The sequence below is a fragment of the Corynebacterium sp. LK10 genome (genome assembly GCF_008042455.1).
Taxonomy (GTDB): Bacteria; Actinomycetota; Actinomycetes; order Mycobacteriales; family Mycobacteriaceae; genus Corynebacterium; species Corynebacterium jeikeium_D.
In genome coordinates this window covers 381834-405924 of the sequence record NZ_NOVT01000002.1, presented here as the reverse complement: position 1 = coordinate 405924, position 24091 = coordinate 381834, and the positions used below count along the sequence as shown (strand labels likewise).

The 24091-nt window shown below is 59.4% G+C and carries 23 protein-coding genes and 1 tRNA gene; 8 read left to right on the top strand and 16 right to left on the bottom strand.

The window, feature by feature from the left end:
* The first annotated feature begins 197 nt into the window (after nucleotides 1–197).
* Both CHU70_RS01775 and CHU70_RS01770 read left to right on the top strand, forming a co-directional pair.
* Entirely contained in the window at nucleotides 198–1175 is a 978-nt protein-coding gene (locus CHU70_RS01775) for a DUF368 domain-containing protein (RefSeq protein WP_070652662.1), read from the top strand.
* Nucleotides 1176–1225: 50 nt separating this feature from the next.
* Nucleotides 1226–1299, top strand: a tRNA-Leu gene (locus CHU70_RS01770).
* A gap of 367 nt (nucleotides 1300–1666) precedes the next feature.
* Here CHU70_RS01770 and CHU70_RS01765 read toward each other — a convergent pair.
* Together CHU70_RS01765 and CHU70_RS01760 are read right to left on the bottom strand one after the other, a co-directional pair.
* A complete protein-coding gene (locus tag CHU70_RS01765) occupies nucleotides 1667–1876 on the bottom strand; it encodes a hypothetical protein (protein ID WP_049190013.1) in 210 nt (69 codons plus the stop codon).
* Between the two features lie 148 nt (nucleotides 1877–2024).
* Nucleotides 2025–2783 carry an Ltp family lipoprotein gene (locus tag CHU70_RS01760; RefSeq protein WP_147719392.1) on the bottom strand — a complete coding sequence of 253 codons (759 nt, stop codon included), beginning with the start codon at nucleotides 2781–2783 and terminating at the stop codon, nucleotides 2025–2027.
* 757 nt (nucleotides 2784–3540) lie between these two features.
* Between CHU70_RS01760 and CHU70_RS01755 the strand changes: the two genes are divergently transcribed.
* The 4 genes from CHU70_RS01755 to ehuA all read left to right on the top strand — a co-directional run bounded on the left by CHU70_RS01755 (nucleotide 3541) and on the right by ehuA (nucleotide 7635).
* The gene (locus CHU70_RS01755; RefSeq protein ID WP_016422929.1) at nucleotides 3541–4860 is read left to right on the top strand and encodes an NADP-dependent malic enzyme; all 1320 of its coding nucleotides are present in this window, start codon (nucleotides 3541–3543) and stop codon (nucleotides 4858–4860) included.
* Nucleotides 4861–4986: 126 nt separating this feature from the next.
* Nucleotides 4987–5880 carry an ABC transporter substrate-binding protein gene (locus CHU70_RS01750; RefSeq protein WP_016422930.1) on the top strand — a complete coding sequence of 298 codons (894 nt, stop codon included), beginning with the start codon at nucleotides 4987–4989 and terminating at the stop codon, nucleotides 5878–5880.
* A gap of 63 nt (nucleotides 5881–5943) precedes the next feature.
* Nucleotides 5944–6861, top strand: a complete 918-nt coding sequence (locus tag CHU70_RS01745) for an amino acid ABC transporter permease (protein WP_369707174.1) — start codon at nucleotides 5944–5946, stop codon at nucleotides 6859–6861.
* Complete coding sequence (gene ehuA, locus CHU70_RS01740; RefSeq protein ID WP_016422932.1) at nucleotides 6862–7635, top strand: ectoine/hydroxyectoine ABC transporter ATP-binding protein EhuA; 774 nt, start codon at nucleotides 6862–6864, stop codon at nucleotides 7633–7635.
* A gap of 8 nt (nucleotides 7636–7643) precedes the next feature.
* Here ehuA and CHU70_RS01735 read toward each other — a convergent pair whose 3' ends face one another.
* From CHU70_RS01735 to CHU70_RS01725, 3 genes are all read right to left on the bottom strand, one after another.
* On the bottom strand, nucleotides 7644–8405 hold the full coding sequence (locus CHU70_RS01735; protein WP_042388756.1) for a sulfite exporter TauE/SafE family protein: 762 nt from the start codon (nucleotides 8403–8405) through the stop codon (nucleotides 7644–7646).
* 85 nt (nucleotides 8406–8490) lie between these two features.
* On the bottom strand, nucleotides 8491–9834 hold the full coding sequence (gene gdhA, locus CHU70_RS01730) for an NADP-specific glutamate dehydrogenase (RefSeq protein ID WP_016422934.1): 1344 nt from the start codon (nucleotides 9832–9834) through the stop codon (nucleotides 8491–8493).
* Between the two features lie 255 nt (nucleotides 9835–10089).
* Nucleotides 10090–10473: a hypothetical protein gene (locus CHU70_RS01725; protein WP_042388759.1), complete on the bottom strand. Its 384-nt coding sequence runs from the start codon at nucleotides 10471–10473 to the stop codon at nucleotides 10090–10092.
* 110 nt (nucleotides 10474–10583) lie between these two features.
* Between CHU70_RS01725 and CHU70_RS01720 the strand changes: the two genes are divergently transcribed.
* The gene (locus tag CHU70_RS01720) at nucleotides 10584–11933 is read left to right on the top strand and encodes a DUF4921 family protein (protein WP_070429591.1); all 1350 of its coding nucleotides are present in this window, start codon (nucleotides 10584–10586) and stop codon (nucleotides 11931–11933) included.
* Between the two features lie 43 nt (nucleotides 11934–11976).
* On the top strand, nucleotides 11977–13254 hold the full coding sequence (locus CHU70_RS01715; RefSeq protein ID WP_049193967.1) for an amidohydrolase: 1278 nt from the start codon (nucleotides 11977–11979) through the stop codon (nucleotides 13252–13254).
* A gap of 139 nt (nucleotides 13255–13393) precedes the next feature.
* Here the strand turns inward: CHU70_RS01715 and pyk are convergent, their stop codons facing one another.
* From pyk to priA, 11 genes are all read right to left on the bottom strand, one after another.
* On the bottom strand, nucleotides 13394–14809 hold the full coding sequence (gene pyk / locus CHU70_RS01710; RefSeq protein WP_016422938.1) for a pyruvate kinase: 1416 nt from the start codon (nucleotides 14807–14809) through the stop codon (nucleotides 13394–13396).
* 33 nt (nucleotides 14810–14842) lie between these two features.
* Nucleotides 14843–15766, bottom strand: coding sequence for a prolipoprotein diacylglyceryl transferase (lgt, locus tag CHU70_RS01705; protein ID WP_049170326.1), 924 nt, complete (start codon nucleotides 15764–15766; stop codon nucleotides 14843–14845).
* Between the two features lie 7 nt (nucleotides 15767–15773).
* On the bottom strand, nucleotides 15774–16553 hold the full coding sequence (trpA, locus tag CHU70_RS01700) for a tryptophan synthase subunit alpha (RefSeq protein ID WP_016422940.1): 780 nt from the start codon (nucleotides 16551–16553) through the stop codon (nucleotides 15774–15776).
* Entirely contained in the window at nucleotides 16554–17843 is a 1290-nt protein-coding gene (gene trpB, locus CHU70_RS01695; RefSeq protein WP_005510336.1) for a tryptophan synthase subunit beta, read from the bottom strand. It lies immediately after the preceding gene.
* A 147-nt stretch (nucleotides 17844–17990) separates the two neighbouring features.
* Nucleotides 17991–18797 (bottom strand): indole-3-glycerol phosphate synthase TrpC, encoded by an 807-nt coding sequence (trpC, locus tag CHU70_RS01690; RefSeq protein ID WP_016422942.1) that lies wholly within the window; start codon nucleotides 18795–18797, stop codon nucleotides 17991–17993.
* A 4-nt stretch (nucleotides 18798–18801) separates the two neighbouring features.
* Nucleotides 18802–19452, bottom strand: coding sequence for a TIGR02234 family membrane protein (locus CHU70_RS01685; protein WP_049182100.1), 651 nt, complete (start codon nucleotides 19450–19452; stop codon nucleotides 18802–18804).
* A 7-nt stretch (nucleotides 19453–19459) separates the two neighbouring features.
* Nucleotides 19460–21004, bottom strand: a complete 1545-nt coding sequence (locus tag CHU70_RS01680; RefSeq protein WP_048734630.1) for an anthranilate synthase component I — start codon at nucleotides 21002–21004, stop codon at nucleotides 19460–19462.
* Nucleotides 21005–21115: 111 nt separating this feature from the next.
* Nucleotides 21116–21514 carry a phosphoribosyl-AMP cyclohydrolase gene (gene hisI, locus CHU70_RS01675; RefSeq protein WP_048734633.1) on the bottom strand — a complete coding sequence of 133 codons (399 nt, stop codon included), beginning with the start codon at nucleotides 21512–21514 and terminating at the stop codon, nucleotides 21116–21118.
* Nucleotides 21511–22287, bottom strand: coding sequence for an imidazole glycerol phosphate synthase subunit HisF (gene hisF, locus CHU70_RS01670; protein ID WP_070429588.1), 777 nt, complete (start codon nucleotides 22285–22287; stop codon nucleotides 21511–21513). Before hisF ends, hisI begins: the two co-directional genes overlap by 4 nt.
* 84 nt (nucleotides 22288–22371) lie before the next feature.
* Nucleotides 22372–23184 (bottom strand): inositol monophosphatase, encoded by an 813-nt coding sequence (locus tag CHU70_RS01665; protein ID WP_048734639.1) that lies wholly within the window; start codon nucleotides 23182–23184, stop codon nucleotides 22372–22374.
* 102 nt (nucleotides 23185–23286) lie between these two features.
* Entirely contained in the window at nucleotides 23287–24021 is a 735-nt protein-coding gene (gene priA, locus CHU70_RS01660) for a bifunctional 1-(5-phosphoribosyl)-5-((5-phosphoribosylamino)methylideneamino)imidazole-4-carboxamide isomerase/phosphoribosylanthranilate isomerase PriA (protein ID WP_016422946.1), read from the bottom strand.
* Between the last annotated feature and the right edge of the window lie 70 nt (nucleotides 24022–24091).

The window sequence follows — 24091 nt, the reverse complement described above, 5'->3', positions numbered from 1 at the left end:
CGGCTAAGAAAGCAGCTCCACTGCCCACCGTCTACTGCCCCCCCACTGCCACCGACTACTCCTGCGTAACTCACTGAATCAGCAGCGCCACCCCAGGCGCTGCTTTTTTGTTTTGTGTCTTTAATCGCACCCCGAAGCTACTAATACACACACGGAAATACGCTTCTTCTCAGGTGGAAGACATACAATGGCCTGCGATGTCTACTGAAAATACGAGCGCTCCTGGCGCAGAGTCGACCACGCTGCCGACCACGAGCCCCTACTCTGAAATCCCGAAGCCGACCCCGCTGGGTGTCATCGCCAACGCAGTTCGCGGTGGCCTCATTGGTCTCGCCGAGACGATTCCGGGGGTCTCCGGCGGCACCCTTGCGCTGATCACGGGCATCTACGGACGCCTGATTGAATCGGCAAAGCGCATCACCGACCTGCCGCGGGCAACTTCGAAGGGCACCTTCAAGGAGGACCTTCGCAGAATCGACTGGTGGCTGCTCATCCCGGTGGCTATCGGCATGGTTGCCGTGGTCTTCTCCATGGCAGGCATCATGGAGAACTTCGTCACCAACCAACCAGTCGCTTCTCGAGCACTGTTCATGGGCATGATCGCCGCCTCGATTACCATGCCGCTGAACGAGCTACCGCCAGGCGCTCTGCGTCAGCCGGGCATGCGCGGCAAGGCCATCGCCGTCTTCCTGTTCTTCAGCATCGCCCTGTTCGCGCTTACTTCCCTGCCACAGGCCGCGCCGACGCAGCCGCCTCTCTGGCTTGTACTCATCGCCGCCTCGATTGCCGTGTGCGCACTGGTTCTGCCGGGCGTTTCGGGCTCTTTCTTCCTGCTGGTCATCGGACTCTACGCACCGACCATGGGCGCAATTCACGACCGTGACTTCGCCTACATCGGCACGTTCTTCGTCGGCGCGCTGATCGGCATCGTCCTGTTCATCCGCCTCCTCGAATGGCTGCTGAGTACGCACCAGGCGCTCACGTTGGTCGCCATGTCCGGCCTCATGCTCGGTTCGCTGCGCGCTCTCTGGCCGTGGCAGACCGAAAACAACGAGCTCCAGGGCATCGGCTCCGACTGGGGACTCGCCCTCGGACTGTTCATTCTCGGCGCCGCAATCGTCAGCGTCGTCGCTTATGCGCAGCGCCGTTTTTCTAATTCGGGGTCGATGGACTAAACTAGTCAAAGTCGCTTCGATAGAGCATTTTCGCTTATCGACGGCTTTGCGCCCCTGTAGCCCAATTGGCAGAGGCAACGGATTCAAAACCCGTCCAGTGTGAGTTCGAGTCTCACCGGGGGCACGATTTTAAAACCCGCTTTCACCTGGCTTTTAGCCTGGTGGGGGCGGGTTTTTACTTGTCTGAGTATTCACTATCTTTCACTCTTTTTCACGCACTTTCACGTACTTTCACGGGTATTTTGCGCCAAAAATGAGCCAAAAAAGAGCCACTTATTGCACGTTGAATCCTGCGTTAACTCCTGGGTGAATCTGTTTTTGGGCATAAGAAAACCCCGCCACTATCGATTGAGTGAACGGGGCAGTGCCATGGCGGGGACTCGCACCCCGCGAATGTGGCTACTCCATGGCTTTTGAGTCCGATGATTTCAACAGGCGAGCATACGCTCTGAAAACTTCTTCATCGCCATCGGAGTACTCGGAAATCCCGCTCAACAAAGCTTGCCGCTGCTCTTCTGTGATGGAGACTCGAAACTCAGCGATGTCTTCTGCAAGATAGGTGCTGCGACTGCGTAGCGGCGCAGTGTCGCGGTTACTTCTGATTTGCCGCCGCGGTCGCCGATGCGGGCGCGGTTGATAAACGGCACGAATTGTACCGCGCCGAAGTTGTGCTGCAGACACTCGCTCAACTGCCCGGTCACGCATTAAAACTGCCGAGACGGTTTCCGCTTCACCAGCAGCCGTTCAGTGTGCAGCAAATGCATTCTGGTGAAGCGGAAGCCGTTCTTTTGCAGCAGGCATCCAACTGGACTCTGGCCAATTGGCGTCATCAACAAACGAAGCCCGCTGCTACAGGTTATCCACCGCGTACTGAGCTTCCTCCGGAGTAAACTGCTCGCCGTATTCCGACGTCAGCTGCTCGTAAACCGCATCCGGGGACATCGCCATCGAATCCTGGTAGATTCTCGCCTTTTCCAGTGCGTTCTTATTCCAGTCCGCATCGAGATTGTCCATTGCATACTGGGCTGCCTCCGGTGAGAACTTCTCGCCGTACTCCGAGGTCAGCTGATCATAAATACCGGCCTTCGACATGTGCATGCGATTCGCGTAAATCTCTGCCTTGCGGAGAGCATTCTTGTATTCGGTCGGGACCTTCTCATCCTGCTTTTGCTGCTCCCCCGTCTGACCTTGCTGCTCATCTACACCTGCCTCGGAAGACTCAGCGAAATCGGCATTCTCAACAGTCCCAGAATCAGCCGCAACGGCAGTCTCCGAACCAAAGAGAGATGCAGCTTCAGAATCGGAACCCGACTCAGTGTCACCGCCACCAGTCAAGCTGGCCGCCACAGCGAGGACCACGACAGCGCCCGCGGCAATACCACCCCATTTGAAGCATCCACCCTTCTTCTTTTCTTTCGGAGCCGGAGGCATCTGCCCCGCTGCCGACGGCCCCTGCGGGTAGGGCTGCTGGCCGAGCGGATCCTGCGGGTTGTGCTGGTAGTACTGCTGCCCCAGCGGATCCTGCGGATCCTGGGAGCCGTACGGATTCTGGGAGCCATACGGGTTCTGTGGACTCTGCGGGTTCTGGGGGAAAGTGGAATCGGACATCGTAAGAAGCCTCCTGCGTAGAAGTTGCAATAAACGAACAGCTCTCTGTCGTCAGTTGGAACTATCCCAGGAACTCCGGATTCAACTTTCCGCACTACACAAATATTTTCGATTCGCGAACCATAAGGCACCACTGAAGGTAAGAAAAAACCAGGCCTCTACCCCATAGAACAGGGCTTGGAACTGGTTAATCTCTTTAAAAACTAACCTTCAACCCCGGCCAGCGCTTACTCAATATCGGCAAATAATATCGCCAACATTTTCCAAACCAATAGAAGGCCAAAAGCGGCCAAGGCATGGAGCCCCTCCAACGACAGCCGCCCATATGGAACCCGACAGCACATAGACACCCCACCGAAGGCACTTCCTAACAAAGATGCTTCCGAGCAAGCTCGATGCACACCTTCATCACAAACGACGCAGCTGAGTAGCCCTTAACACAAACGATGCCATGGCAGGACTCGTCGAACTCGGCAAAAGCCGGGGTTCCGGCATCACGCCCGCGGCCGCCAGCCCCACGACACTTCCCAAATCCCCGCTCCCCCAACCGCAAAGATTTTATTTTCCACCCCACTGTCCATATAATGAGATACCAATCCCGTATAGCAAGACTGGTTTAGTTTTTACGCACACCACTACGTATCACCTGCCAAGCTTTGCTCCCGGCTTTACGCACTGCCCACCAGCAGCTCACGCCGCGGTCGAGTTTTCTCAAAGTACAAAGTACTCAGTACTCAACACGTTTTGGACTGTCATCATGCCTGCTGCGAATTCCCCCTCTAGCTCCTCCGCCCACACTGCGAACGCGAACTCCGCTAAGACGCCACTTCACGCAGTACCGGAGGACACCGCCCCCACAGATCCGTCGACCATCACCGATGCGGAAATCTTTGAGGCACACCGAGGCGGCAAGCTCCGCTCCCACTCCACCATGAAGCTCGAGACAATTCGCGACCTCTCCATCGGCTACACCCCAGGTGTCGCTCGCGTCTGTGAGGCCATCCACGAAGATCCGGCTCTGGCCCGCACCTACACCTGGACCGGCCAGAACGTCGCAGTGGTTTCCGACGGCACCGCCGTGCTTGGCCTTGGCGACATCGGGCCCAAGGCCGCGCTACCGGTGATGGAAGGAAAAGCCCAGCTCTTCGAGCAGTTCGCCGGCATCTCCGCTGTGCCAATCGTCCTGGATACCCTCAATACAGAGGAAATCATCCAGACGGTCAAGGCGCTGGCGCCGTCGTTTGGCGGAGTGAACCTCGAAGACATCTCCGCGCCTCGCTGCTTCGAGATCGAGCAGCGTCTCGACCAAGAGCTCGACATCCCCATCTTCCACGACGACCAGCACGGCACCGCCATCGTCATCGCCGCCGGCCTGATCAACGCCTGCAAGCTGACAGGTCGCAGCTTCCAGGATCTCCGCGTGGTCATCTCCGGCGCTGGTGCCGCTGGTGTCGCTGCGACGAAGATGCTGCTGTCCGCTGGCGTGTCCGACATCGTCGTCGTCGATTCGCGCGGCATCATCCACCCGGACCGCGAGCCACTGAGCGACATCAAGCAGTGGGTCGCCGGCATGACTAACCCACGCGGTATCACCGGCTCGATCAACGATGCGCTTGTCGACGCTAACGTGTTCATCGGCGTCTCTGCCGGCCGTATCGGCGAGGATGCGATTAGCCAAATGGCCGCTGACCCGATTCTGTTCTCGCTGGCCAACCCGATTCCGGAGATTCCGATGGAAGTCGCCCGCAAGTACGGAGCCGTCGTGGCCACTGGCCGCTCGGATCATCCGAACCAGATTAATAATGTGCTGGCCTTCCCGGGTCTGTTCCGTGGCGCACTGGAGGCGGGTGCCAAACGGATCACCGAGGCCATGAAGCTGGCTGCTACTCAGGCCATTGCAAATGTTGGCGTAGAAGACCTGAGTGCCGACCGCATTATCCCGTCGGCGCTGGATTCGCGCGTCATGCCGGCCGTGGCGAAGGCTGTCCGCGATGCTGCGCTGAGCGACCCGGCCTCCGGCGCGGTCGGCCCGCTCGACGTCACTGGCAATGGCTTTGCTGCAGCTGAAGCGAACTAGAAAACCGGCGCTGACTATTCCCCGGGAAGTCTGAAAAGTGTGCGGTTTTCCTGCACCAGCCTAAGACGCAGCTGAATAGGGGTACCGAATTTAAGGTATTCCTGTGCCTAGGTAACATATTCAGATATGAAAAGACCCATCGCATTGGCGGCTGCCACGCTGACTGCGACCTTGTTCTTAGGGCTTACAGGCTGCGTCACCAATGACGAAAGCGGTAACCCCGAGGGCTGGTCAGAGATCAAACCGGCAGCGGTCCCCGAACTGGCGAAACAGGTCCCAGCAGATCTTCGTAAGCGCGAAGTATTGCGCATCGGCACCAACCCAACATTCGCCCCGGCAGAGTTTAAGGATTCCGCCGGTTCCATCATCGGATTCGACATTGACCTCATGCGGGCCATGGCCAGCGTCCTGGATCTGCGGCTGGAAATCCAAGAACAGGATTTCGCACTGATTCTGCCGGCCCTGTCGGCCGGCGCAGTTGATGTTGGTGCCTCCGGCTTCACCTCAAACGAGGAGCGCCGCAAGACCTACGACTTCGTCGACTACCTGGATACGGGCCTGCAGTGGGCACGTCGCCCGGGCAGCGACGCCAGCTCCGACAACTACTGTGGCAAAACTGTCGCTGTTCAGCGCAATACCGTCGCTGACATGGAGGACCTGCCGGTAAAGAATCAGGATTGTCTGGATCGCGGTTTGCCACCAATTAACAAATTGGCCTACCAGGATGCTGGTACCGCAGCTACCACCGTGGTGCTGGGGCGTGCTGACGCGCTGGCAGCTGACTCACCAGTCAGTGCCTACGCGGTCAATCGTTCTGAGGGCAAACTCGAACTTGCCGGAGATATCTACGATGGTGCCCCGTTCGGCTTCGCTATTCCGAAGGATTCAGAACTCGGCCCAGTACTCCAGCAGGCGCTGCAGTACCTCATCGACAACGGCCAGTACAAGCAAATCCTGACCACATGGGGTTTGGAAGACGGTGCTTTGGAACGCGCCACTATTAACGGAGAGGAACTTTAAGTGAGCGACTCATCTGCGTCTGGCGCCCGCTACGAGGCCACACAGGCGGAACTCAACGAAGAAATTAAGGCCAAACCGCTGCCGCACCCGGGTCGCTGGATCACCGCAGCAGTGCTGCTTGTGCTCTTCCTGTGGTTCATCATCGGTGCCGCCCGCAACGAGGCCTACCACTGGGATGTTTACTTCCAGTACCTGTTCGACACACGAATCGCCGCTGCCGCTGGCTGGACCATTGCACTAACGGTCCTGGCCATGCTCATCGGTATCGTCGGCGGTGCCATCGTCGCCGTACTCCGAATGTCGGACAACCCCGTGCTGTCCACTGTTGCTTGGTTCTACCTGTGGGTTTTCCGAGGAACTCCGGTCTACGTGCAGCTGGTCTTTTGGGGCCTCCTCGGCACTATCTACTCGACGATTGACCTGGGCGTTGCCGAGGTTGATCTCAGCACTGTCCTGTCCAATACCTTTGTGTTAGCGTTCGTCGGTCTCGGCTTGAATGAGTCCGCATACATGGCTGAAATTGTCCGTGCCGGCATCCAGGCTGTCCCGGAGGGCCAGACCGAAGCATCGAAGGCACTGGGTATGAGCTGGTGGCAGACTGTCCGCCGCACCATCTTGCCACAGGCTATGCGCATCATCATCCCGCCGACGGGCAACGAGTTCATCTCCCTGCTGAAGACCACTTCGCTGGTCATCGCAGTGCCGTTCTCGCTGGAACTCTACGGCCGCTCCACGGACATCGCCAATGCGCTGTTCCTGCCGGTGCCGATGCTGCTTGTCGCCGCCACCTGGTACTTGGTCATCACATCAATTCTGATGGTCGGACAGTTCTACCTTGAGCGCTACTTCGCCCGCGGCGCTACCCGTCAGCTCACCGCCCGCCAGCTGGCCGCGCTTGCCGACGCCGAAGGTGTGCCGCTTGCAAATGCTCGCGTTGTCGATAAGGACGAAGAGCACTTCTACCGAGAGGATCCGCAGTAAATGACTACCAAAGATTTGATGGTTGAGGCGCAAAAGGTTCGGAAGAACTTCGGCCGTCTCGAGGTCCTCAAGGGCATCGACCTGGAAGTTCCACGCGGTACGGTTACCTGCCTCATTGGGCCTTCGGGCTCCGGTAAGTCCACACTGCTGCGCTGCATCAACCACCTGGAGAAGGTCAATGCCGGCCGTCTCTACGTCGACGGTTCCCTGATTGGCTACCGCGAAAAAAACGGCAGCCTCTACGAAATTTCCGCCGCAGAAGCTGCCCGTCAGCGTCGCGATATCGGCATGGTGTTCCAGAACTTCAACCTGTTCCCGCACCGCACGGTGCTGGGAAATATCACCGAGGCACCAGTGCTGGTAAAGGGCGTCTCTCAGGAGCAGGCTGAAAAGCGTGCCATGGAGCTGCTGGAGACTGTTGGTCTGGCTCACAAGGCCGATGCCTACCCTGTTCAGCTCTCGGGCGGTCAGCAGCAGCGTGTTGCCATTGCTCGAGCCCTGGCCATGGAGCCGAAGCTAATGCTCTTCGATGAGCCGACTTCCGCTCTTGACCCCGAGCTCGTCGGTGAGGTTCTCAACGTCATGCGTGGTCTGGCCGATAAGGGCATGACCATGGTCGTCGTGACGCACGAGATGGGCTTTGCCCGCGAAGTCGCCGACCAGGTCGTGTTTATGGCTGACGGCGTGGTCGTGGAGAAAGGCACCCCGGATGAGGTGCTGGGTAATCCGCAGCACGAGCGCACCCGCAACTTCCTGTCTTCGCTGTTGAAGTAACAGCAAGCCTAAGCGCCAAAAGTTGCGGAGATTCCGCGAAACATAGTGACTGCCGCGCCGGTAGTCGCCAGAATGACCGCGAGCTTTCGGGCTTGCACAATGGGCACTCGTCGGGAAACGCGAGTGCCCAAAAATATACCCACAATCATGGCAACCAAACACAGCGGCCAGAGGATAACCGGTGTGGTGGCGAAGACAGATACGTCACCGCTGATTTCCTTGAACAGCAAGGACAACGCGCCGGAAACAAAGAAGAGCGGTTGCAGGGTGGCTGCAAATGTCTGCGCTGGCCAACGGGAAGCCTGTGCGTAAACGGTAATGGCTGGGCCCGCAATGCCGGCCAGGGTATTCATAAAACCGCCGGCCACGCCTGAGGCAACGGCGTATTGTGGGCCGTCGACACGCATGCGCTGAGGCATAAAGGATGTCACTAGCAGCGCGAGTAGCACGAGCCCGCCGACCAGAACCTGGAGTGGCCCGCTGGGCGTGTTGTGAACCACCCAGGCGCCTGGCAGCGCACCTAAGGCCATCACCGGGCCAATCAGCCAGAACTTCTTCCAATCGACGTTCTCTCGCACCGAGATGGTCTGCATGATCGCATTGACCGATGCGAGCACGTTAATAATCAAAATTCCTGCTACGGGACCTGCAACCAGTGAGAGGACCGGACCTCCCAACAGTCCGAGTCCCATACCGGCTATTCGCTGCATCAGAGCCCCGATGAAAATCGTTGCCACGATAAAGACAAAAGCCCACACTGATAACTCCATAGGAGGGAGTTTACAGCGTGGGCTTTTTGGCTTTTCGACGGGCGGGGTCGCCGAGGATCCGTCGTAAAGCGGAAACGTTAGCAGACTAGATGACGCCCTGAGCCAGCATTGCGTTAGCGACCTTCTTGAAGCCTGCGATGTTGGCACCGAGCACGTAGTTACCCTCGTGATCGTACTCAGCGGCGGTGGTTTCGCAGTTCTTGAAGATGTTGGTCATGATGCGCTTCAGGCGCTCATCGGTGTAGGAGAAGGACCAGGAATCGCGGGTAGCGTTCTGCTGCATCTCCAGAGCGGAGGTAGCAACACCACCGGCATTGGCAGCCTTGCCCGGCGCAAAGTGGACACCGTTGGCCTTGAAGACCTCGATAGCCTCCGGGGTGGACGGCATGTTTGCGCCCTCAGCAACGAAGCGGCAGCCGTTGTCGACCAGCAGCTTGGCGGACTCGCCATTGAGCTCATTCTGAGTTGCACACGGCAGTGCGACATCAGCCTTGAGCTCCCAGATGTTGCCACCCTCGTGGAACTCAGCGCCCTCAGCCTCAGCGACGTACTCGGAGACGCGAGCACGACGAACTTCCTTGATTTCCTTCAGCAGCTCGACGTCGACACCGTTCGGGGTGGAGACGTAACCGGAAGAGTCAGAGAAACCGACGACGGTAGCGCCGAGCTCCTGAGCCTTCTTAATGGCGTAGATGGCGACGTTACCGGAACCGGAAACGATGACCTTGGCACCGTTGATGTCAGCACCGTTGGCCTTCATCATCTCTTCAGTGAAGTAGACACAGCCGTAACCGGTGGCCTCGGTACGAACCAGGGAACCGCCCCAGGTCAGGCCCTTACCGGTGAGAACGCCGGACTCGTGCTGGTTGGCCATACGGCGGTACTGACCGAACAGGTAGCCAATCTCGCGGCCGCCGACGCCGATGTCACCGGCCGGGACGTCACGGTACTCACCGATGTGGCGGTGCAGCTCAGTCATGAACGACTGGCAGAAGCGCATGATTTCTAGCTCGGACTTGCCCTTCGGATCAAAGTCGGAGCCACCCTTGCCGCCACCGATCGGCAGGCCGGTCAGGGAGTTCTTGAAGATCTGCTCGAAGCCCAGGAACTTAATGATGCCGAGGTTCACGCTCGGGTGGAAGCGCAGACCACCCTTGTACGGGCCCAGCACAGAGTTGAATTGAACACGGAAGCCACGGTTGACCTGGACCTTCCCCTGGTCATCGACCCACGGCACGCGGAAAATGATCTGACGCTCCGGCTCACACAGACGCTGAACCAAGCCGTAGTCACCGTAGTGTGGGTCCTTTTCCAGGACGACCTTCAGCGACTCCAGAACTTCTGCCACTGCCTGGTGGAACTCCGGCTCACCGGCGTTTCGGGTGAGAATCTGGTCATAGAGTCCCGAAACCTTCTGCTCGATATTCAAAATAAACCTCTCTGCGAAACCATTATGGCGCCCACGAAGAACAAACCGTCAGCGGTTGTAAACCACTTTCCGGTTGCCGTAACTCGGTGGCACAGGTTGTGTGCACAAGGACTGGGCAACTGTAGATATTGAAGCGGACATAATTATACAACGGCATATTGCTGGGAAAACTCGTAGCGATTCGCGCTACACCCGTTGGCCAAGCCAATCACTGACTCTGTGGAGGCTTACACTTTTCACGAATTAGGTAGGATATTACCTAAATACGGCAACATTCCAGGGATACGTCGCAACAGATTCGAGCATTTCGTCGAACTCACGCAGCACTGGGTCCGGGGGCAATTCTGCACGCGGAGTCAGTAGCTCAGAGAGGTCCATAGCGAGTTCATTGAGAGAACCGCCGTGCTGATCGAAGCTCAAGAGATAACGGAATACCTTCCTATCCCCCAACGGCTCCTTCGGGTTCTCACGCTCCCACTGCTCCACCAACTGCGCGTCCGTGTCCGCCGACGCCACCGAAACATCCACGTCACTAATTCGCCCGGCGCGGTCAAACTCACTCAACTTGGTACGAAATGCCTCGGCCAGCGCCTCCGATTCGGTCGGCTTCACCAGGCAGTGAAAAACAATCTTCGACATAACTTCACAGGCTAAGCCACGCGAGACGGCCAGACAATAGCTAACCGTCGTCAAGCCCTGTCCCCCTACGTTGGCGCGCCGACCGGCAGCAAAGACGTAGTGTTGGACTTATGCAGGCTTTCAGCAATCCCCTCATCACGCTTGCCGACGGCACGGTGAAGCAAGTCAATCCTTTTTCCGGTACCCAGGTATGGACAGTCCCAGGTCGTGGCAATCGGCCGTTGGGAATTAAGCACACGGATCCGCAGCCATTGAGCGAGGAGGATTTTGGATCCCGCGACTCCTTTGGCTGGAACAACCTGCTGCAAACCCCGCCGGAGAAGGCCCGCGTTGTCCTCGACGAATCGGTATTCGGCGGCTACAGCACGGTGACGGGAGTGCTGCCCGACCAGCTTTTCGACACCACTGCGGAGTTCCGCCGAGTGCCCAACCTGTTCGAGATCGTCTCCTATGACTATTGGTCGGAAAACTATGGCTTCGAGCCCGACCGCGAAACTCAGCAACGTATGGAGGCCTACCTCGATGACCCGAAGGGCCGCGAGCACGTGCTCAACATCATTCGCACGCGATACCGCGCCGCTGGACGCAGTGAAGAGGAAATCAACGCGCTTTCCGACGAGGAATTGCTGCGCCGCGCCCCAAGCTATTTCGCCGGCGGCCACGATGTGATTGTTGCCCGTCGCCACTTTGTCGACGCCGCTACCCACGATAACCAGCTGGCTTCTTCTGGCACATTGAGCGTTGCCGAGCACCGCGCACTCATTGCGTTTACCGTCGAGTCGATTGCTGACCTGTACCGACGGAACCGCTACGTGCGTTATGTGGCCGCTTTCCAAAACTGGCTGAAACCGGCAGGCGCAAGCTTCGATCACTTGCACAAGCAGCTTGTGGCCATCGATGAGCACGGCGAGCAGCTCAAGCGCGAAGTGCAGGCGGTGCGCAAGAACCCGAATATCTACAACGAATACGCAGTGGACTATGCGGCCCGCCACAACCTGGTTATTGCGGAAAACGAGCACGCGGTGGCTTTCGCAGGATTCGGACACCGCTACCCGACGCTGGAGATCTTCTCGAAGTCGGATGTCTGCGAACCGTGGCTGCAAACCCGGGCTGAGATAGACGCAATGTCGGACCTGATTCACGCATGTCATGCCGCTGCCGGGCCCACCATTCCGTGTAACGAGGAATGGCACCACCGCCCTGTCGATTTGGATGCCCGCATGCCGTGGCGCGTAATGATTAAGTGGCGCACCTCAAATTTGGCCGGTTTTGAAGGTGGCACCAAGATTTATCTGAACACCATCTCCCCATGGGATCTGCGCGACCGCGTTGTCCCGGAGATGTACCGTTTACGGGAGACCGGAAAGATTTCGGACAGCATTCACATTGCGACCGAGTGCCAGTGCCAGCCAAACTCGCTGAAGTACAACCCGCTCGTCGAAGACGGGTCGCGACTGTAGTTCTCTGGCACAGAGTAGAGAGGAGTTAGGAGTCTTAATCCAGGTGAGCAACAATGAAGCACGACTGAGCCGCATTCGCGACCTCATCGCCACTCATCGAGTGCCATTGGACAGGCAGTGGGAAATCTACCGTTACCTGCACCAGCACCCGGAGCTATCTCAGGCGGAGGAGAAAACTGCCGCGTATCTGGCCGGTGCTCTTCGCGACATGGGCACTTACACGGTGTATGAGGGAATCGGTGGTCACGGCCTCGTTGGTGTCATGGAAAATGGCCCCGGCCCTACCGTGCTGTTCCGCGCTGATATCGATGCGCTTCCGGTGTTCGAGGAAACCGGTGTGGACTTCGCTTCCTCTGCCACCGGTACCGCCCGCGATGGTTCTGCCACCGCCGTCATGCACGCCTGTGGCCATGACATGCACATGACGGCCGGTCTTGGTCTGGCTAGCCTGATGGCAGCAACTAAGTCTGAGTGGTCGGGTACTTTCATTGCCCTGTTCCAGCCCGCCGAGGAACTGGCCTGTGGTGCACAGGCTATGATTGACGACGGCCTGGCAGACCTCATCCCCACCCCAGATGTGTGCTTCGGCCAGCACATTGTTCCCGGCCCCGCAGGTCAGGTAATGACCATGCCCGGCCCGGCACTTGCTGGCTGTGACACCATTAGCATCACGCTGACAGGTCGCTCCGCACATGGATCTATGCCGCACAACGCCATTGACCCGACGTACTTGGCTGCCGCAATCGTTCTGCGCTTGCAAGGAATTGTGGGGCGCGAGATTCCTCCCCACGAGTTTGGTGTTTTGTCCGTCGGCACGCTGCAGTCCGGCAATTCGAATAACACAATCCCCGGTCAGGCCAAGATTGTGCTGAATATTCGCTACTACTCCAACGATGTGCGCGCGAAGCTCATTGCGGGCATTGAGCGCGTTGTTCGTGGCGAATGCCTGGCTTCCGGCACTGAGGTTGAGCCTGTGATTGAGTACTCCGATCACGGCGAAGTCACTGACAATGATCCGGAGGCGTTTGCCACGATTCGCCCGGTCATGGACGCTGTGCTCGGCGACGATTCCACCGATGCTGTGCCGTGGACCGCATCGGAGGACTTCTCAGACCTGCCGCGTGGACTGAACTGCCCATATGTCTACTGGACCGTTGGCGCCACACCTCGGGATACGTGGGAAGCCGCCGTTGCTGCCGACCGCGTGGTCGAAGACGTACCGTCGAATCACATGCCGACATTCCTGCCGGACTTCGAGCCGACGGCTACCTCCGCGACTTCTGCCGCCGCTGCCGCCGTACTGTCCTACTTGGCAAAGTAAGAGCTGCGTGCCGGCCGCTTGCCACCGCGCACAGCGCAAAGATCCCACCAAACAGCCCGACAGCCCAGGTCGAAAGGCTCTTACAAAAAGCCGGTAAGCCCCAAAAGGACTTACCGGCTTTTTCAAACGCGCCAGAGAGCTAGCGTGCGTCCTCGCCAATAACGTGGACGTGAATCATGTTGGTATTGCCCTCATTTCCTGGAGGGGTACCAGCAACAACGACCAGCGTGTCGCCAGCGTTGTAGTTTTCCATGGTCAAGAGCTGCTCATCGATGACCTGCATGATCTCATCCGTGCTGTTAACCTCGCGCACCAAGAAGGTCTCCGCACCCCACGTCAGCGCAAGCTGCGAACGAACCTGCTGATTCGGAGTGAATACCAGCAGCGGCAGGCGAGAGTGCAAGCGTGCCACACGGCGAGCGGTATCACCCGAGGTGGTGAAAGCAACCATAGCGCGGGCATTCAAGCGCTCACCGATATCGCGAGCTGCGTAGGAAATCACACCACGCTTCGTGCGAGGCATGTGGGTCAGCGCAGGAACTTCCCCCTCGCGCTCAGCGGCGGTGACGATGCGAGCCATGGTCTTAACCGTGGACTGCGGGTACTTACCAACCGAGGTCTCACCCGAGAGCATCACGGCATCTGCGCCATCGAGCACAGCGTTGGCCACGTCGGAGGCCTCCGCACGAGTCGGGCGCGAGTTCGAAATCATGGAGTCGAGCATCTGGGTGGCGACGATGACCGGCTTGGCGTTCTCGCGGGCAATCTGAATAGCGCGCTTCTGAACCAGCGGAACATCTTCCAACGGCACCTCAACACCAAGGTCACCACGGGCGACCATCACGGCATCGAAAGCCAGGATGATGGCCTCGAGAGACTCGACTGCCTCTGGCTTCTCCAGCTTGGCGATAATCGGGACACGACGGCCAACCTCATCCATGACCGCATGGACCAGTTCGACGTCGGAAGGCGAACGGACGAAGGACAGCGCGATGAAGTCGACTCCCAGCTTCAGAGCGAAGCGCAGGTCGGCGATATCCTTCTCTGACAGAGCCGGCACCGAGATGTTCATCCCCGGCAGGGAAACACCCTTGTTGTTCGAGACCGGACCGCCCTCGATGACACGGCACACCACATCGTTGCCATCTACCTCGATGCACTCCAGGCCCACCTTGCCATCGTCGACAAGCAGGCGATCGCCCGGACGGGCATCGTCAGCGAGATTCTTGTACGTGGTGGAGACGCGGTCGTGCGTGCCTTCGACATCGTCGACGGTGATGCGGACAATCTCGCCGTCAGCCCAATACGTCGAGCCTTCCTTAAAACGACCGAGGCGAATCTTTGGTCCCTGCAAGTCGGCGAGAATACCGACGGCATGTCCCGTAGCGTCGGATGCTTCACGCACCCAGTGGTAGTTCTGAGCGTGGTCCTCATGCTCACCGTGAGAGAAATTCAGGCGGGCAACATCCATGCCGGCGTTGACCAGCCCGGTAATCCCCTCCAGCGAAGCAACTGCTGGACCGAGGGTACATACAATCTTCGTTCGTCTAAGCACGGCCTCCAGCCTAGTCCCTTAACGGGCTATGCGTCAGTTGGAAGCACTGTGAGCTTCAGCAGCCTCGCGCTCTCCCCTGACTTCAGCTGCGGTTTCGCGGCTCTTGGCCCGCAGAATCCACAAAGCAATGACAGCGCAGAAAAAGACCACGAGCGACGTGATGTTATTAATACGCACACCGAATATCAGCGTTGCGTCATCGACGCGCATGAGTTCAATGAAGAAACGCCCCAAAGTGTAGGCCGCGACATAGAGCGCAAAGACGCGCCCGCCGCCCATCTTGAACTTTCGGTCCGCCCACACAATGACCAGACAGGCGAGGACGTTCCACACCATCTCGTAGAGAAACGTTGGATGCACCACGGCCAGCACTTCGCCTGTCGACGTTCCGGTGACAGGGGTAACCCGACCAAACTCATCAACTCGTTGGTAAATTTCCAGACCCCACGGAAGTGACGTTGGGCCACCGTAGAGTTCCTGGTTGAACCAATTGCCCAGACGCCCAATGGCCTGTCCAAGGATGATTGCGGGTGCGGCCGCGTCAAGAACTGGCGCAAACGGCACCTTCCGCCACTTAGCAACCGCCCACGCGGCTAGCACTCCCAGCGCCACCGCGCCCCAGATGCCGAGACCACCATTGGTGATTTTCAGTGCATCGGCGGGATTGGCGCCGGGGCCGAAGTACTTCTCCCAGTCGGTGGCGACGTGGTAGAGACGGCCGCCGATAATGCCCGCAGGAATAACCGCAATGGCAATGTCGAGGACTAACTCCGGGTCTCCACCCCTGGCCGCGTAGCGGCGCTGCATCCAGTAAATGCCGACGAGTACGCCAACCAAGATGGAAATCGCGTAACCGCGCAGTGGTAGCGGTCCTAACTGCCACACCCCCTGCGGCGGAGAGGGAATGTTGGCCAGATACGTCGTTGCAGTTTCAGCGAGAACAAGGGTGGAACTCATAAATGCGCTAGCTCTCTCCTCGTACGCCCGCGGCGAGTTCGCGGGCGAGCGTTACCAGGTCATCGGTGCTCTTCATCGCGGCCTTGATCAGTGCCGAGCCAACGATTACGCCATCTGCAAACTCGGCAATCTCCGCGGCCTGTGCCCCATTGGAGACACCCAAACCGACGCACACCGGTGTATCGGTGACCTCGCGCGTGCGGGCAACCAACTTGCCTGCGGCCGAGTCGACGCTGGCCTGGGCACCTGTGACACCCATGTGGCTGGTGGCGTAGACGAAGCCGGTCGACGCGGTGGCAGTTAGCTGCAGACGCTCGTTGGTCGATGACGGGGCCACCAACATGATGTTGGACAGACCATTGGCCTCAGCTGCACGCTGCCATTGGCCGGCCTCCTCGGGGATGAGATCCGGGATAATGGTGCCCCGACCACCAGCGGCGGCCAAGTCCTCGGCGAAACGCTCCGGACCATACTGGAGAATCGGATTCCAGTAGCTCATGACCACACAGGTACCGCCGTGCTCGGTGACTTCGCGAACCACCCGCATAATCTCACGGGTACGGAAGCCCGCATCCAGAGCCACGTTGGCGGCATCCTGAATAGTTGGGCCATCCATCATCGGGTCGGAGAAAGGCAGTCCAACCTCGATGATGTCGGCGCCAGCGTCGACAATCGCCTTGATGTTCTCAATCGACTTATCGGTGGTCGGGAAACCCGCTGGGTAGTAGCCGATAAATGCTGCGCGGTTTTCCTCACGGACCTTGTCAAAGACGTCACTCAGACTCATTTAGGACTCCTCCATCAGATCAAACCACTTAGCAGCGGTGTCGACATCCTTGTCACCGCGACCGGAAACATTGACAATAATCAGCGGCTTACGGCCCAGCTCTTCATTCAGATCACCGCTGATGAGTCGGGCGGCAGCCACCGCGTGTGCGGACTCGATAGCGGGCAGGATGCCCTCCATCCGAGTCAGGTCCTGGAATGCCTGCATCGCCTGGGTATCGGTCACCGGCAGGTAGGACGCGCGATCAATATCGGCCAGGTACGAGTGCTCCGGGCCCACGCCCGGGTAATCCAGACCGGCGGAAATCGAATGAGACTCTGTAATCTGACCGTCCTCGTTCTGCATCAGGGCGGCGAAGGAGCCCTGGAACACACCCGGATTACCGGCGGCCGAAATCGGTGCTGCATGGCGACCGGTCTCAACACCGTCACCGCCAGCTTCAGCGCCAATCAGTCGAACCGATTCATCATCGATGAAGTGGTGGAACGCGCCGATCGCATTAGAACCGCCGCCGACACAGGCCACGACAGCGTCGGGAAGCGAGCCGGTTTCCGCGAGGATCTGCTGGCGTGCCTCGGCGCTGATGATGCGCTGGAAGTCGCGCACCATTGTTGGGAACGGGTGCGGGCCGGCTGCAGTGCCGAAGCAGTAGTAGGTGTCATCGGCGTGTGAAACCCAAAAACGCATGGCCTCATTGATCGCGTCCTTGAGAGTCTTCGAGCCAATCTCGACCTCGATAACCTCGGCACCAAGCAAACGCATGCGAGCGATATTAAGGCGCTGGCGGATTGCGTCGACCTTGCCCATGTAGATACGGCAGTTAAGGCCGAGCAGCGCACAGGCAGTCGCGGTTGCGACACCGTGCTGGCCGGCACCGGTCTCGGCAATAATGTTCTTCTTACCCATGCGCTTAGCAAGCAGAACCTGACCCAAGACGTTATTAATCTTGTGGCTACCGGTGTGATTCAAATCCTCGCGCTTTAGCCAGACGTCAGCGCCGATATCAGCGGAAAACTTCTCCGCGTAGTACAGCGGCGAGGGACGTCCGACATAAGTACGCTGCAGCCGGTCGAGCTCATCGAGAAAATCCTGATCAACGCGGGCCTTCGCGTAGCCATCGGTGACCTCACCGATAACGGCCATCAGCGCCTCCGGCACAAACTGGCCGCCCCACTTACCCCAGTGCCCAATGGCATCTGACTCGTGGTTCGTTGTCTCCGCGATAACCTCACCCATCGTGGGCAGGCGGTCACCGCGGGCATCATGATTCTTGAAATCTTGGTCACTCACAGTTATCTATTGTGGACTATCCCCACCCGTTGCGGGGACATAAGGCCTAAGAAACTGTGGCGTGCCAGCACAACAGGTGCGACACGCAACCAAACTAGGCGCAGATCGCAGCGCGGTACAGCTGCTTATCGCAACTGCGGTCTATCACTACTCGCTGCGGAGTGTCGGGTGGACACCGGCGGCAACGAGACGTCGGCAAGCCTCACCCGGCTTGCCCGCGGTAACCAGGCCCTCGCCCACCAGTACCGCGTCGGCGCCGTGGGAGGCGTAGTAGCGCAGTTCCTCCGGCCCCTTGACACCGGACTCTGCCACCTTCACAACATGATCCGGCAACATCGGCGCAAGGCGTTCGTACACGGAGAGATCCACGTCGAGGGTCTTTAGATTGCGGGCGTTGATGCCGAGGATCTTGGCACCAGCGGCCTCGGCGCGCTCGACCTCTTCTTCGGTGTGCGCCTCAACCAGAGCGTTCATGCCAAGCGACTCGGTGCGATCCAGCAGGGATTCCAGCGTCGGCTGATCCAAAGCGGAGCACATCAGCAGCACCAGGTCGGCACCGTGTGCGCGGGCCTCATGGACCTGGTACGGAGTGACGATGAAATCCTTGCGCAGCACTGGAATGTTGACCGCGCGGCGCACGGCATCGAGGTCGGCGAGCGAACCGCGGAAGCGGCGCTCCTCAGTCAGACAGGAAATGACAGCCGCGCCACCCTGCTCGTACTCTGCCGCCAAGACCTCCGGCGAAGGGATGTCAGCCAGCTCTCCCTTCGACGGAGAGGCACGCTTGACCTCTGCAATCACCTGCACCCCGGGCTTAGCCAGTGCCGCCACGGCATCAATCGGCGACGGCGCCTTCAGCGAGAGCTCCTTGATTTCACCGTAGGAAATCTTGGCTTCCCGAGCAGCGAGATCTTCCCGCACGCCCTCAATAATCTTGTCCAGAACGTTAGCCACGGCCTTACTCCTTATCCAGATCCGTAGGATCTACACCGGCATCCAAAGCATCCCACAGAACTCGACCCGACTGTGGGTCTTCCTCCAGGTCCTCGGCGATACGCTGACGGCGTACCTCCGGGGTCTCATACGCGCTGGACTTCTGCTTCTTCACAGTACCCGGTCGACGCACCAACAATACCGCCCCGACCAGCGCCAATGCGCAGCACAGCAAGGCCAGGGATGGCCCCATCGCATGCACTTCAATCGCTGAGATCTGCGCCCAGTCTGCCACAGTCACCGCATCACTGGCGCGTTGTGAGGCGCTTCCCGACGTCAACAAATCCAGTGCCCGCTGGGAATCCACCCCGTCTTCTCCGCTGGCAAGCAGAGTCATCGGAGTCCACGACGCCGCAACTGCGAGCAGCGCCGCGAGGCCACCGACGATACGGCGCCCCAGTGAGCCCAAAATGGTGGTGGCAAACAGTGCAGCCACCATTGCCAGCGCAATCGACGTCAACTCTGGAGCCCAGACTGCGCCCACCAAATCTGTGGTCGCTGGACCGGACTTGTCATCAACAGTATCGACCGTCAGCCATGCACTACGGCTGCACAACCACATTCCCGCTGCGGCCACACCAATGAGGCCACCGGAGAGCATCGTTGTCGACTTCATCGAAAACCTAGCTCCTTTCCGCTGGGACTAGTGTCTCAGCTGCCGCGACAGCTCGCAGCACGGCCGCGGCCTTGTTGCGGGTCTCCTCATCCTCTGCCACCGGGTCAGAGTCACTGACAATTCCGCCGCCAGCCTGAACATAGACCGTATCGCCCTTCTTCACACCTGTGCGGATGGCAATTGCCTGATCGGTATTGCCCCGGAAGTCAAAGTATCCAACAGTGCCGCCGTAAACACCCCGACGCGTGTCTTCGAGCTTGTCGATAATGCTCAGCGCGGAAGGCTTCGGCGCACCCGACAGCGTTCCCGCTGGGAAGGTGGCCGCGAACGCGTCGACGGCAGTGGCGTCGCTGGAAAGCTCGCCGGTGACCGTAGAGACCAGATGCATAACGTGACTGTAGCGCTCAATATGACGGAAGTCGTGCACAACAACACTGCCTGGGCGGCAGACACGTCCGAGGTCATTGCGGCCAAGATCAACGAGCATCAGATGCTCACTATTTTCCTTCTCGTCTGCCAGCAAATCAGCTTCCAGCGCATTGTCCTGCTCCACCGTGGCACCGCGCGGACGTGTGCCCGCGATGGGATTGGTGATGACCTCACTGCCCTGAACTGCCACGAGTGATTCCGGGGAGGAACCGACAATTTGAAAAGCGGTAGCGGAGAAGTCCTTGGTTGGAACGTTGACCAGGAACATGTAGGGCGACGGATTGGAAACCCGCAGGATGCGGTAGATATCAAATGCTGACGCCTGCGTGTCCATCTCGAACCGCTGCGAGAGCACAATCTGGAACGCATCACCAGCTCGGATGTGGTCCTTGCAACGCTCAATACGATCCATGTGGTCGTCGGCGGCGCGCTGGCGACGAATCACCGGCTCTGGGAAGCTAATTTCCGCCGGACGCAGATCAGAGGACCCCGACAGCCGCTCCACCATCGCATTGACCCGATCACAGGCGGTGTCATACGCCTGGTCAATCCGCTCATCCGAGCCGTCCCAGTTCACTGCATTAGAAATCAGCCACAGCACGCCCTCGTGGTGGTCAAAAGCAGCCAGGTCCTCCACCAGCAACTGCATGAGCTCAGGAATCTGCAAATCATTGTCAGTGGTATCCGGCAGCTGTGGCTCGATGTAGCGGACAATGTCATGCCCGAAGTAGCCAACGAGACCAGAGGTGAGCTTGGGTACCGAGGCATCGTCGGCAAGCGGAAGCTCCGTGTGCAGCAGCTCCAGCGTGCGACGCAGAGCATCCAACGGATTTCCGCCCTCTGGCGCACCCGACGGCGCATTGCCAATCCAGGTTGCCTCCCCCGCATCATCCACCGTCAGCGCAGCACGACTGCCGCAACCGATAAATGACCAGCGCGACCACGACTGCCCCACATCGGAGGACTCCAGCAAGAAAGTGCCGGGACGATCGGCCGCGAGCTTACGGTAGGCCGACAGCGCCGTTTCGCCGTCCGCCAAAACCTTGCGAACCACGGGCACGACCCGATGGTGTGCAGCCAGTTCACGAAAGCGCTCACGCGTGGTCATGGTGATACGAGTCATAGCCGCTATTGTGCCACGCACCCCGGATTGCACATCACTTAACCCCGGACTTCACCGGAGGTGGGCGCGCTTGACGACGAAATCCCCACCTCGGCAACCCGGATCGACTGATTAGCCCTCGAACACGGGATGCACGTCAAAGCAGCTATGCGAGCCAGTGTGGCATGCCGCGCCGTCCTGCACTACCTGCATCAGCACGGTATCGCCATCACAGTCCAACGCCAGCGATGTCACGGTCTGGAAATGGCCACTAGTAAGCCCCTTAATCCAGTACTCGGACCGGGAGCGCGACCAGTAAGTGCCGCGCTTGGTAGCGATGGTGTACGCCAGCGCGTGGGAATCCATCCATGCCATCATGAGCACGCGACCAGTGGATTCTTCCTGCACAATGGCCGGAATCAAGCCGTCAGCGTTGAACTTGGCGATGTTCGCGATATCTGCTGGGAGCGTGTACTCACGCGGATCGTCTCCGGCGCCGTGAGCTGCAGCGCCCGGGGCTAGACCAGTCACTGGCGCACCTCGATCCCCTCGCGGGCCATCTCTTCCTTAACCTCAGCAATGCTGACCTCGCCGAAGTGGAAAATGGATGCGGCCAAAACCGCGTTGGCACCGGCGCGCACTGCCGGGGGGAAGTGCTCTGCCTTGCCCGCACCGCCAGAGGCGATCACCGGGACGTCGACGGCAGCGCGGACTCTCTCCAGCAGCTCCAGGTCGAAGCCATCCTTGGTGCCGTCGCCATCCATGGAGTTCAGCAGAATCTCGCCGACCCCGAGCTCCTCGCCACGGCGTGCCCACTCGACGGCGTCAATCCCGGCCGAGCGTGAACCACCGTGCGTCGTCACCTCGAAGCCCGACGGCTGCGGCGTGCCTCCCTCGGGAACGCGGCGGGCATCCACCGACAGGACGACACACTGCGCACCGAAGCGGCGCGACAGCTCGCTGAGCAGTTCCGGACGTGCAATCGCAGCGGTATTGACACTGACCTTGTCGGCTCCGGCGCGAAGCAGTTGGTCGACATCCTCGACGCTGCGCACACCACCGCCGACCGTCAGCGGAATGAAGACCTCACTTGCGGTGCGACGCACCACGTCGAGCATGGTGCCACGGCCATCCTTGGAAGCCGTGACATCCAGGAAGGTCAGCTCATCAGCGCCCTCCTCGCCATAGCGGCGAGCCAGCTCCACCGGATCGCCGGCATCACGGAGATTCTCAAAGTTGACCCCCTTGACGACCCGCCCATTGTTGACATCCAGGCAAGGAATCACGCGTACTGCCAGAGACATAGTTTTTAAGTTCTCCTCGTGTTAGCTCAAAGTTGTGGCTCGACGGTTTGCGCAACCACCCAGCTCAGGGGCGTCGCCCACGGTTTAGCTCCGGAAAGTCTCCGGACGACCCAGTTGGTCAATAATCGACCGCAGCGTGGCATGAACATCGCGAGTTCCCGCCAGCACGCCTACGGAATCATGCCGCCAAGGATTGCCCGCCAAGTCTGTGACCACGCCACCAGCTTCGGAAATCTGAAGTACACCAGCTGCGTTATCCCACACATGCGGTGAGAAAGTCACGGTGCCGCCGAATGCCCCCATCGCGGTGGAACCCAAGTCCACTCCGACAGAGCCAGTAATTCGGATCGTCGGATAGCGTTCGCCCACCTTTGACAGCAGCAGTTGGCGCCACTTGCGCGGGAGTGTGCCGTCGGTACTCGCGATGACGGACCCGAAGGCAATCGAAACCGGGCGGCCGGCCTCGGCGTCGATGTTGACGCGACGGCCGTTGACGAACGTGCCGCTACCTTTAGCTGCGGTAATACGCCGGCGTAGCAGAGGCATGGAGGTAATACCAACCACCGGCTCCCCCTCATGCATGAGTGTGAGCAGCATGGCACACAGCGGAAAGCCGTTGGAATAGTTCGTGGTGCCGTCAATCGGATCGATGACCCAGGCGGTATGTTCCTCGGGGACTTTGCCACCGAATTCTTCGCCGTAGACGGGCAGGCCAGAATACTGCGTGAGGAGCTGGCGCAGACGACGCTCAATTTCCAGGTCGGTCTCCGTCGCGAAATCTCCGCGCGGCTTCATGACAACCGGGTCCGCGCCCACCTGCTGCGTGAACAGGCCTTCGACCTCATCGAGCGCCGCTTCAGCAATAGCGAGCATCGCCCGCGGTTCCAGGGCATCCATACTTTCTAAATCCTTCATCCGCCGTCTCAGCCGGGGTGCCGTTTGCTCGTTAACGCTTTCGCTTGACGACGTCTCCCCGGCCCGGCCACGAAAGTGTTCTCTTTAGCCGCGAGCTACTGCCAGGGCCTCTTCCAGGGTGAAACGCCCTGCGTAGAGCGCCTTACCCACAATTGCGGAGTCAACGCCCTCATCGACCAGTGTGGCAATAGCTGCAATGTCGTCCAGGCTGCTGACACCGCCAGAAGCGACGATTGGAGCATCGGTAGCAGCGGCGACCTCGCGCAGCAGTTCCACATTCGGCCCCTGCAGGGTGCCGTCCTTGGAGACGTCAGTCACCACGAAACGGGATGCACCCTGAGCATCCAGGCGCTCCAGCACCTCCCAGAGGTCACCGCCGTCGGAGACCCAGCCGCGGCCGCGCAGGCGCCACTGCCCCTCTTCGTTAAGAACATCCAGACCAATGGCTACACGGTCGCCGTAGTTGGCGATAACCTCGCGGCACCACTCCGGATTCTCCAGTGCGGCGGTGCCAATATTGACGCGGGCACAGCCGGTGGCCAGCGCAGCCTCGAGCGAAGCGTTGTCACGGATACCGCCGGAGAGCTCCACCTTCACGTCGAGCTTGCCCACCACGTCGGCAAGCAGGTCGTAGTTCGAACCGCGACCGAACGCGGCATCGAGGTCGACCAGGTGGATCCACTCAGCGCCTGCGTTCTGCCAATTCATGGCAGCTTCCAGCGGTGCACCATAGGAAGTCTCGGTTCCAGCAGCACCCTGAACAAGGCGCACAGCCTGGCCATCGGCTACGTCTACAGCGGGCAGCAGGGTCAAACTCATGGGGGCTCTACTCTCTTCGACTTTTGGGCGTTGTGGCGATTGTCACCACGATGCTTGTTGCTAGTTATCT